Raw genomic sequence first — 10397 nt, 5'->3', positions numbered from 1 at the left:
ATGCCCGCCGTGGCATGGGGAGTCGGCGCGGCACTGCTCGCCAACACGCTCTACAGCGTCGGCTTCGTCCTGGAGAAGCGGGCCCTCACCAGCCTGCCCGAGGTGAGCGTGCGCCGCCCGGCCCACCTCCTGCGCCAGGTGGTGACGAGCCCGCTGTGGCTGGCCGGTTCCATCGCCCTGGCCTCCGGCTTCGGCGCCCAACTCGCCGTCTACCGAACGCTTCCCATCGCCGCGGCCCAGGGCATCTTCGTCTCCGGCCTGGTGCTGCTCCTGCTCCTGTCGGCCCGGCTCCTCGGCGAACGCACCTCGGGCCGCGAGCGCTACGCCATCGCCGCGATCCTGGCGGCGCTGCTCATGGTGGTGCTCTCGCTCCAGGGGAACGAGGAGAACGCGGACGCGGTGGGGCACACCTCGCCCGCGCCCCTCATCCTCCTGGTGTGCGTGCCGTCGCTGGCGGCGGGCCTGTCCCTGTACGCCGCCGCGGAGCGCCGCGCGCGGCACCGCCACCGGCTCCCGACCACGGGCGTCGAGTACGGGGTCGCGGTGGGCCTGCTCTACGGGGTCAGCTCGCTCGCCATCAAAGGTGTGTCGGGCGTGCTCCCGGACATCCCGGCCCTGCTCACCTCGCCGTACCCGTATCTGCTGATGTGCACGGGCGCGTTCGGGCTCGTCATGTCGCAGGCGGCCCTGCAACGCTGCCGCGCCTCGCTGATCGTCCCGGTGTGCACGACGGTGACCTGCCTGTTCACGGCGGTCCTCGGCACGCTCGCGTTCGGCGAGTCGCTCCCCCACGAACCGGTGCCCCTGACGCTGCGCGTGACGGGCACGGCCCTCGCGGTCGCCGTGCTCCTCCTGATGCCGAAACACGACGCCTCCCCACAACCCGACCAAGAGCCAAGGGAGTTGCTCCCGAATGAACCCTGACGACCCGCTGCTCAAGATCCTCGCCTGCCCGCTCGACAAGGGGCCGCTGCTCCTGCTGCCCGCACCGGAAGGAGTCGCGGGCGACTGCCTCTACAACCCCCGGCTGCACCGCCGCTACCCCATCGTCGACGGCATCCCGCAACTCCTCCCTTCGTCCGGCGAACAGGTCCCGGAGGGCGAGCACGAACAGCTCCTGCAACGGGCGAAGCGGGCCCTGCCATGACGACGCTCGCCGCCCGGATCGCCCCCTGGCTGCCGGCCCGGCTGACCGCGGCGACGGCCCGCGCCCTGTACCCGCGCTTCGAGCCGGAGCTGACCCGGCTCGCCGACATGCTGCCCGCCGCGGGCTCCTGCGGCACGGCAGTGGACGTCGGCGGCTGGTACGGCCCGTGGACCCACCGCCTCGCGGGCCCGGCCCGCCGCGTGATCACCCTCGAACCGGTCCCGCACCTGGCCCGGGTGCTCGCCGCCTCCGCTCCGGCGAACGTACGGGTCGTGCGGGCGGCCGCCAGCGACCGCCCCGGTACGGCCCCGCTGTGGCAACCGCCGCACGACGAGCGCGGCGAACGCGGAGTGTCGTCGCTCGTGCGCCGCGAGGGCCTGCACGCGCCGTCCGGCCGCGCCGTCCCCTGCGTGACGCTCGACGAACTCGCCCTCCACGACGTGGACTTCATCAAGGTCGACGTGGACGGGGCGGAGCTGCGGGTGCTGCGCGGCGCCCGCGCCCTGCTCGCCCACGACCGACCCGCCCTCTTCATCGAGCTGGAGACCCGTATCCAGCCGATCGCCCCGGTCGTCGACCATCTGCGGGCGCAGGGCTACGAAGGCTGGGTCCTGCCATCCGCCGGCGCCGACACCGACTGGCTGCCGCTGCCCTCCTACGATCTGGCGGCCCATCAGCGCGGCACCTCCCACATCGCGTCGCAGGGCCTGCTGCGCCGGGCCCTCACCCCGGCCGGGCGCCGGCCGCGGTACGTGAACTCGGTGCTGTTCCTGCCGGACGGGCGGGCCCCCGGCGGCGTACGCCACCATGGGGCGCATGCCAGGACGCCCCGCTGACCCCTTCACTCCGCTGGACTTCCAACTGGTCCTGCTGCGCCGCATGGCCGACCACAACCCGGAGCTCGTGGAGACCGCCCGCGCCGACCTCGGAGTCGCCGTCGCCGACATGCGGGAGGCGAACCGCCGTTGGCAGGCGAAGCTGCACTCGCGTCACGCGCGGGGAGCGGTCTCCCGCTACCGGTCCGTGCTCGGCGCCCCGGAGCGCACCCTGATCCGCAAGGTCGGCGACCTGGAGTGCGAGGCGCTGCTGTGGCCGGTGCCGCTCTGGCCCGACCTGCGCTTCGAGGTGCTGCTCGCACCCACGGGCGGGATCTGGAACGAGTGGCTGATCCGCGCTCCGGGCACCCCGGGCCCGGCCCTGCGCACCCTCGCCGATCTGACGCCCTGGTCCTGCACGGTGGACGAGGCGGCCCGCGCCTTCGCCCCGGCCCGCCCCCTCGAAGGCTCGGCGCCCACCCGCTGGGGCCTGGCGTTCCGCGCCCCCGACGAGTCGGGGACGCCCCGCGAGGTGCGGGCGGAGTTCACGTGGGGACTGCTTCAGCGCTGGTACGAGGCGTAGAAGCAGCCAAAAAGATAAACGAACGCCGAAAACGAACAGTGGCGCAGTTGTTCCCTGGAACAGGTGATCGTCGCCCAGAAGTTTGCGCCGCCGACCCGCGACGAACGATGCTTACGGAGCGCAAGCAACGGGCTGCAGACCGTAGCGACCGCATCGCGATGCACATCTCAAGTCCCAAGTCCCATATGCACTTTGCACCACCAGTGCACTTTGCATCATCGCTAGGAGAACGCGTCACATGAACGTCATCACCGACATCGTCGCCGGCCTCGCCCACTTCCTCGGCTGGCTGGTGTAGCACCGTCGGACACCGAAGCGGCGCCGTCTCCCACGTCCCACGGGAGGCGGCGCCCCGGTGTTTCCGGACCGTTCCAGACCCACCCGGCCTACTCCAGCGGGCGACCTCCCGCGCGCGACCGCAGGATGCCAGAAGGGTCGCCGCCCGGCGAGCCCACTACGGTCCGCGCTCTCGGGAGGATCTGCCATGACCGCCAGTCTGGAGCAGTTGCGCCGCTGCCACTTCGCCGTCGATCTGGGTGCCGCGCGCACCCGCGTGTACGTGAAGGGCGCGGGCCTCGTCGTCGATGAACCGAGCGCGGCGGCGGTCAACACCCGCACCGGCGCGCTGATCGCGGTCGGCGAGTTCGCCGAGCGGATGACGGGCCGCACCCCGCACTACATCCGCGTCGTGCGCCCGGTCTCCGGTGGCACGGTCGTCGACATCGAGATGGCCCAGCGGATGCTGCGCCACCTGCTCGGCGACAAGCTCCGCCGCACCCTTCGCCGCAAGCCCCGCCTCCGCGCCGCGGCCGCCGTGCCGCACGACGCGGACCCGCTGGCCCAGCGCGCCGCCGTCGAGACCCTCGTCGGCCTCGGCGCCCGCCGCGTGGAGCTGGTCGACACCCTGATCGCGGCCGCGGTCGGCTGCGGCCTCCCGGTGGAGCAGCCCGAGGCCACGATGATCATCGTCTGCGGCGCGGCCACCACGCAGATCGCGGTCCTCTCGCTCGGCTCGATCGTGACGGCCGCCCGCATCCCCGTTGGCGGCGACGCCATCGACCACGCGGTCGTCCAGCACCTGCGCCAGCACCACGCGCTGATGCTGCCCTCCCAGTCCGTACGCCCCCTACAGCTCGCCCTGAGCGGCAACGGGCTCACCCCGCTGGGCCCGGAGCAGACCGAGATCCACGGCCGCGACGTGGCGACGGGCCTGGCCCGCTCCGTGCACGTGGACACGGCCGCCGTCCGCAGCGCGATCCACACCCCGCTGACCGCCGTCCTCGACGGCATCGGCAGGGTGCTGCGCGACTGCCCGCCCGACCTGGTCGCCGACCTCGCGGAGCGCGGCATCATGATGGTCGGCGGCTCCGCCCTGCTGCCGGGGCTCGACCAGATGCTGCGGTCCGCGACGGGCGTCCCGGTGCACATCGCCGAGCGCCCCGACGTGTGCGCGGTGCGGGGCCTCGGCGAGATGCTGGAGGGCCGGATCCAGCCAATGGCCCTGAACCCGCTGGCCGACTGACAGAAACGCCGAATGGCCCGTCACGGCTTCCGTGACGGGCCATCAGCTTGCGTACGAGCCGGTCGCATCGTTTCTGCGCCACGTACATACGGTGGGGCGGGTGGGACTCGAACCCACGGCCGACGGATTATGAGTCCGCTGCTCTAACCGGCTGAGCTACCGCCCCGTTTCGGCGTGGCGCGTACAAGTGTGCGCGCCGTCTGCCGCAGCATAGCCGCTCATACGATCTCCTGCCTCGGATGGTCCGGCTCTGCACGACCATGAGGACTCCCCTGTCGAGCCGGTGGTTCCACCAGGCAAGAAAAAGCCCTCCGGAGGGGGCTCCGGAGGGACTTGTTCACAGCTCTCCCGACTGGACTCGAACCAGTAACCTGCCGATTAACAGTCGGCTGCTCTGCCAATTGAGCTACGAGAGATCGAGCTCCCCCGACTGGACTCGAACCAGTAACCTGCCGGTTAACAGCCGACTGCTCTGCCAATTGAGCTACAGGGGAATGACCTCGTCGCATCGAACGAACTCACCTGGGTACTCCCCAGGCGGCGTGCGCTCGCTGCGACACATACATTAGCGCAAGGAGGGGGGTGCTCCGCCAATCGGTACCCCTCAGGTGATCAACAAGTTCGACGGTGACCGCACCGACCACGAAGCCTCGCTACGGAAAGGGTGGCCGACCATGCGCTATCGGCTCACATTCATCGCCGGTCTGGCCCTGGGATACGTGCTGGGCACGAGGGCCGGCAGGGAGCGTTACGAGAAGCTGAAGAAGTCCGCGCGGGAGATCGCCCAGAACCCGGCCGTGCGCAATACGGCGGAGACGGCGGCGCAGCAGACGCGCAACGTCGCGGGCAAGGCCTTCCACTCGGTGAGCGAGAAGGTCGAGAGCAAGGTCCCGGACTCGGTCGCCGGCCGGGTGCGCACGCTGCGCGAGCGCGGCGGCCCGGGGGACGGCGCGGCGACCGACGACTGGGGCACCAGCAACACCTGACGGCACAGAAGCGTCCGGCGGTACGGCAGTATTTCAGTCATGGGGATAGTCGCCGGGCTGGACAGTTCGCCCGAATTTACGCGCATAGTCGTTTGTGACGCCGACACCGGGGCCGTGCTGCGGCAGGGGTATGCCCCGCACCCGCTGGAGGCACCGGAAGGCGGCGGACGGCCGTCCGACGTGGATCCCCAGGCGTGGCTTCTCTCGCTCGGCGAGGCCGCGGGCGGAGGGCTGCTCGAAGGCGTGCAGGCCATCGGGGTCTCCGCGCAGCAGAACACCGTGGTGCCGTTGGACGCGCACGGCAATACCGTGCGCCCGGCGCTGGTCGGCGGGGACAAGCGGGCGCAGGTCGCGGCCGCCGACCTGGTCGACCGGCTCGGCTCGCGCGAGGCGTGGGCCGAGGCCGTGGGGAGCGTGCCGCAGGCGGCGCTGCCGGTGACCAAGCTGCGCTGGCTGGCGCGGAGCGAGCCTTCGAGCGCCGAGCAGGTGGCCGCCCTGATGCAGGCCCACGACTGGCTGGTGTGGCAGCTCCTCGGCCGGCCCGCGCGCCGGACCACCGACCGTGGCGGGGCCTCGAGCACCGGGTACTGGTCGGCGGCGAGCGCCACGTGGCGGCCCGATCTGGTGGAGCTGGCGCTCGGGCACCAGGTGGCGCTGCCGGAGGTGATCGGCCCCGGTGAGGCGGCCGGGCGGACCCCGGAGGGCCTGGTCATCTCGGCCGGGACCGGGGAGACGATGGCCGCCGCGTTCGGGCTCGGCGTGCAGTCCGGGGACGCCGTGGTCTCCCTCGGGGCCTCGGGCTCCGTGATGGCCGTGCACCATGAGGCGCTCGTGGACTCCAGCGGTTCCATCACCTCGCTCGCCGACGCGACCGGAATGCACCTGCCGGTGGTCCATACGTCGAACGCGGTACGGGCGCTGCGGGGCACGGTCGACATGCTGGGGCTCGACGGAGGCCTTGAGGAGCTGTCCGAGCTGGCCATGAAGTCGACGCCGGGCGCCCACGGACTCGTACTCCTGCCCTATCTGGAGGGCGAGAAGACGCCGAATCTGCCGCACACCGCGGGGACGCTGAGCGGGCTGCGCCGGGAGTCCATGAAGCCGGAGCATCTGGCGCGGGCGGCGTTCGAGGGCATGGTGTGCGGGCTCGCCGACGCCATGGACGTGCTGCGGGGCCGTGGCGTGGAGATCCGGCGGGTGTTCCTGCTGGGCGCCGCCGCCGAGCTGCCGGCCGTGCAGAGCGTGGCGCCGGCCCTTTTCGAGGCGCAGGTCGTGGTGCCGCAGCCCGCGGACTACGCGGCGATCGGTGCGGCGCGACAGGCCGCGTGGGCGCTGAACGGGCAGCTGCCGCAGTGGCAGGGCGCGGCCGCGCAGGTCTTCGAGGCGGGCGACGAACTGCCGGTGGGCAAGGCGGTGCGGCAGCAGTACCGGGCCGTACGGGACCAGATCCACCCCGGCGCGTTCGCCTGAGGGACCCGGTCTCCCGGCGTTCCGGAAGCTCCGGGTCCGCCGATCCTTTGAGTGCTCTTGGTTAATTCGGTTGAGGTAACGCGGGTGGAGTGTTCGACGATAGGGGTCCATGCGTCGCCGTTTCGGCGTCGGCGCGGATCGATCCCCCTCCCCGAACACCGCTCCGCCCACTACCGCCGACCCCGAGAGACCGAGCGTGCTCATAAGACTTCTGCGGACCCACCTGAGTCCGTACAAGAAACCCATCGGACTCCTGGTGCTGCTGCAGTTCCTGCAGACCTGCGCCTCGCTGTATCTGCCCACCCTGAACGCCGACATCATTGACAACGGTGTCGTGAACGGCGACACCGGCTACATCCTGGAGTTCGGCGCCCTGATGCTGGGCGTCACCGTCGTCCAGGTCGTCTGCAACACCGGCGCCGTCTACTTCGGCGCGCGGACCGCCGCGGCGGTCGGCCGGGACCTGCGGGCCGCGATCTTCGACCGCGTGCAGTCCTTCTCGGCCCGCGAGGTCGGCCAGTTCGGCGCCCCTTCGCTGATCACCCGCACCACGAACGACGTGCAGCAGGTCCAGATGCTGGCCCTGATGACGTTCACGCTGGTGGCCTCGGCGCCGATCATGTGTGTCGGCGGCGTCGTCATGGCGCTCGGCCTGGACGTGCCGCTGTCGGGCGTGCTGCTCGCCGTGCTGCCCGTCATGGCGATCGTCCTGTCGCTGATCATCCGTAAGATGCGGCCGCTGTTCCGGTCCATGCAGGTCAAGCTGGACACGGTGAACCGGGTGCTGCGCGAGCAGATCACCGGCAACCGCGTGATCCGCGCCTTCGTGCGCGACGACTTCGAGAAGGACCGGTTCGGAGCCGCGAACCGGGACCTGACGAACGTGTCGGTCGCCACCGGCCGGATCATGGCGCTGATGTTCCCGTTCGTGATGACGATCGTGAACGTCGCGTCGATCGCCGTGGTCTGGTTCGGCGCGCACCGCATCGACAGCGGCGGCATGCAGATCGGTGACCTGACCGCGTTCCTCGCGTATCTGATGCAGATCGTGATGAGCGTGATGATGGCCACGTTCATGTTCATGATGATGCCGCGCGCCGAGGTGTGCGCCGAGCGCATCCAGGAAGTGCTCGGCACCGATTCGAGTGTGGTGCCGCCGCGGCCCGACGCCTCGGTGCGTGAACTGCGCCGCCACGGCCACCTGGAGCTCAGGGGCGCCGACTTCGGCTACCCCGGCGCCGAGGAGCCCATCCTGCGCGGCATCGACATCACGGCCCGCCCCGGCGAGACCACGGCGATCATCGGTTCGACCGGCAGCGGCAAGTCGACGCTGCTCGGCCTCGTACCGCGGCTGTACGACACCACGGCCGGGACGGTCTACGTGGACGGCGAGGACGTCCGCGAAATCGATCCGGCGCTGATGGCGAAGACGGTCGGGCTCGTACCGCAGAAGCCCTACCTGTTCTCCGGCACCGTCGCCACGAACCTGCGCTACGGCAGCCCGGACGCCACCGACGAGGAGCTGTGGCACGCGCTGGAAGTGGCGCAGGCCAAGGGCTTCGTCGGCAAGCTGGAGGGCGGGCTCGACGCGCCCATCGCCCAGGGCGGCACGAACGTCTCCGGCGGCCAGCGCCAGCGCCTCGCCATCGCGCGCACGCTGGTGCAGCGGCCGGAGATCTACCTCTTCGACGACTCGTTCTCCGCGCTCGACTACGCGACCGACGCGGCGCTGCGCCGGGCGCTCGGCGAGGAGACCCGCGACGCGACCGTGGTGATCGTGGCCCAGCGGGTCTCGACGATCCGCGACGCCGACACGATCATCGTGCTCGACGAGGGCCGTGTCGTCGGCACCGGACGCCATCACGAACTGATGGCCGACAACGAGACGTACCGGGAGATCGTTCTCTCCCAGCTGACGGAAGCGGAGGCCGCCTGATGAGTGGGCCCATGGGGCGAATGGCGGCCGGTGCGCCCGGTTCGCGTTCGATGGACTTCAAGGGGTCCGGCAAGCGGCTCCTGAAGCGGCTCGCCGCGCACCGCGCGGCGGTCACCGGAGTGCTCGTCTCCGTCGTGATCAGCGTCGGCCTCTCGGTGGTCGGGCCGAAGATCCTCGGTCACGCCACCGACCTGCTGTTCGGCGGGATCATCGGCGGGCGGATGCCGGCCGGGCAGACCAAGGAACAGGTCCTCGCCGGCCTGCGGGCCAAGGGCGACGGCGGCGCGGCCGACATGCTCGGCGGCGTCGACTTCACACCCGGCCAGGGCGTCGACTTCGGCGCGATCGGCGAGGTGCTGCTGCTCGGCCTCGCCGTGTTCGCGGTCGCCGGTCTGACGATGATGATCGGCACGCGGCTCGCCAACCGGACCATCAACCTGGCCGTGGGGCAGCTCCGCGCCGAGCTGCAGGACAAGCTGTCGCGGCTGCCACTGTCGTACTACGACAAGCAGAAGCGCGGCGAGGTGCTGAGCCGGGCGACCAACGACATGGACAACCTCGGGCAGACGCTCCAGCAGACGATGGGGCAGATGCTCAACTCGCTGCTGACCGTCATCGGCGTGCTCGCGATGATGTTCTGGATCTCCTGGCTGCTCGCGCTGGTCGCGCTGGTGACGGTGCCGCTGTCGGTGTTCGTCGCGGCGAAGGTCGGGAAGCGTTCGCAGCCGCAGTTCGTGCAGCAGTGGCGGGCGACCGGCGCGCTGAACGCGCACATCGAGGAGATGTACACCGGCCACAACCTGGTGAAGGTGTTCGGCCGGCAGAAGGAGTCGGCGGAACTGTTCGCCGAGCAGAACGACGCACTGTACGACGCGTCGTTCAAGGCGCAGTTCAACAGCGGCATCATGCAGCCGCTGATGTTCTTCATCTCGAACCTGAACTATGTGCTGGTCGCGGTCGTGGGCGGGCTGCGGGTGGCCAGCGGCTCGCTGTCCATCGGTGATGTGCAGGCCTTCATCCAGTACTCGCGCCAGTTCTCGATGCCGCTGACGCAGGTCGCGTCGATGGCGAACCTGGTGCAGTCGGGTGTCGCCACGGCCGAGCGGGTCTTCGAACTGCTCGACGCCGAGGAGCAGTCGGCGGAGCCGGTGCCCGGCGAGAAGCCGGACCACCTGCGCGGGCACGTCGAGTTCGAGCACGTGGCCTTCCGCTACGAGAAGGACAAGCCGCTCATCGAGGACCTGTCGCTGACCGCCGACCCCGGTCATACGGTGGCGATCGTCGGGCCGACCGGCGCGGGCAAGACCACGCTGGTCAACCTGCTGCTGCGGTTCTACGAGGTGACCGGTGGCCGGATCACGCTCGACGGCGTCGACATCGCGAAGATGTCGCGGGAGGAGCTGCGCGCCGGGATCGGCATGGTGCTCCAGGACACCTGGCTGTTCGGCGGGACCATCGCGGAGAACATCGCGTACGGCGCCCCGAAGGACGTCACCCGCGAGGAGATCGAGGAGGCGGCGAAGGCCGCGCACGCGGACCGGTTCATCCGGACGCTGCCCGACGGGTACGACACGGTGCTCGACGACGAGGGGACGGGGGTCAGCGCGGGTGAGAAGCAGCTGATCACCATCGCGCGGGCGTTCCTGTCGGATCCGGTGATTCTCGTGCTCGACGAGGCGACTTCGTCCGTGGATACGCGGACCGAGGTGCTGATTCAGAAGGCGATGGCGCGGCTCGCCGCGGGGCGTACGTCGTTCGTGATCGCGCACCGGTTGTCGACGATTCGGGACGCGGACACGATCCTCGTGATGGAGAACGGGGCGATTGTGGAGCAGGGGTCGCACGACGCGCTTGTCTCCGACGGTGGGGCGTATCAGCGGTTGTACGAGGCGCAGTTCGCGCAGGCGGTCGCGGAGGTGGACTGAGGTTCGGCCAGTT

The 10397-nt window shown here is 70.6% G+C and carries 9 protein-coding genes and 3 tRNA genes; 9 read left to right on the top strand and 3 right to left on the bottom strand.

The window, feature by feature from the left end:
* From ABT004_RS08255 to ABT004_RS08235, 5 genes are all read left to right on the top strand, one after another.
* A complete protein-coding gene (locus ABT004_RS08255; RefSeq protein WP_351332719.1) occupies positions 1-924 on the top strand; it encodes a hypothetical protein in 924 nt (307 codons plus the stop codon).
* Positions 914-1147 carry a Trm112 family protein gene (locus tag ABT004_RS08250; RefSeq protein WP_351332716.1) on the top strand — a complete coding sequence of 78 codons (234 nt, stop codon included), beginning with the start codon at positions 914-916 and terminating at the stop codon, positions 1145-1147. Before ABT004_RS08255 ends, ABT004_RS08250 begins: the two co-directional genes overlap by 11 nt.
* Positions 1144-1983: an FkbM family methyltransferase gene (locus ABT004_RS08245; protein WP_351332714.1), complete on the top strand. Its 840-nt coding sequence runs from the start codon at positions 1144-1146 to the stop codon at positions 1981-1983. The genes ABT004_RS08250 and ABT004_RS08245 overlap by 4 nt, the downstream gene beginning before the upstream one ends.
* Complete coding sequence (locus tag ABT004_RS08240) at positions 1955-2545, top strand: hypothetical protein (RefSeq protein ID WP_351332711.1); 591 nt, start codon at positions 1955-1957, stop codon at positions 2543-2545. The genes ABT004_RS08245 and ABT004_RS08240 overlap by 29 nt, the downstream gene beginning before the upstream one ends.
* A 484-nt stretch (positions 2546-3029) precedes the next feature.
* A complete protein-coding gene (locus ABT004_RS08235) occupies positions 3030-4067 on the top strand; it encodes a rod shape-determining protein (RefSeq protein WP_351332708.1) in 1038 nt (345 codons plus the stop codon).
* A 92-nt stretch (positions 4068-4159) separates the two neighbouring features.
* On the opposite strand, the gene ABT004_RS08230 is transcribed toward ABT004_RS08235, so the two are convergent.
* The 3 genes from ABT004_RS08230 to ABT004_RS08220 all read right to left on the bottom strand — a co-directional run bounded on the left by ABT004_RS08230 (position 4160) and on the right by ABT004_RS08220 (position 4561).
* Positions 4160-4233, bottom strand: a tRNA-Ile gene (locus ABT004_RS08230).
* 177 nt (positions 4234-4410) lie between these two features.
* Positions 4411-4483 (bottom strand) — tRNA-Asn (locus tag ABT004_RS08225).
* Positions 4484-4488: 5 nt separating this feature from the next.
* Positions 4489-4561, bottom strand: a tRNA-Asn gene (locus ABT004_RS08220).
* A 180-nt stretch (positions 4562-4741) separates the two neighbouring features.
* Here ABT004_RS08220 and ABT004_RS08215 point away from each other — a divergent pair.
* The 4 genes from ABT004_RS08215 to ABT004_RS08200 all read left to right on the top strand — a co-directional run bounded on the left by ABT004_RS08215 (position 4742) and on the right by ABT004_RS08200 (position 10384).
* Positions 4742-5053: a YtxH domain-containing protein gene (locus ABT004_RS08215; RefSeq protein ID WP_351332705.1), complete on the top strand. Its 312-nt coding sequence runs from the start codon at positions 4742-4744 to the stop codon at positions 5051-5053.
* A gap of 39 nt (positions 5054-5092) precedes the next feature.
* Positions 5093-6523 carry a xylulokinase gene (locus ABT004_RS08210; protein WP_351332703.1) on the top strand — a complete coding sequence of 477 codons (1431 nt, stop codon included), beginning with the start codon at positions 5093-5095 and terminating at the stop codon, positions 6521-6523.
* A 196-nt stretch (positions 6524-6719) separates the two neighbouring features.
* Positions 6720-8459 carry an ABC transporter ATP-binding protein gene (locus ABT004_RS08205; protein ID WP_351332702.1) on the top strand — a complete coding sequence of 580 codons (1740 nt, stop codon included), beginning with the start codon at positions 6720-6722 and terminating at the stop codon, positions 8457-8459.
* Positions 8459-10384: an ABC transporter ATP-binding protein gene (locus tag ABT004_RS08200; RefSeq protein ID WP_351332699.1), complete on the top strand. Its 1926-nt coding sequence runs from the start codon at positions 8459-8461 to the stop codon at positions 10382-10384. The genes ABT004_RS08205 and ABT004_RS08200 overlap by 1 nt, the downstream gene beginning before the upstream one ends.
* Positions 10385-10397: the final 13 nt, after the last annotated feature.

Source organism: Streptomyces sp. NPDC002790, from assembly GCF_040295505.1.
GTDB lineage: Bacteria > Actinomycetota > Actinomycetes > Streptomycetales > Streptomycetaceae > Streptomyces.
This window is presented reverse-complemented; position numbering and strand designations above follow the sequence as displayed.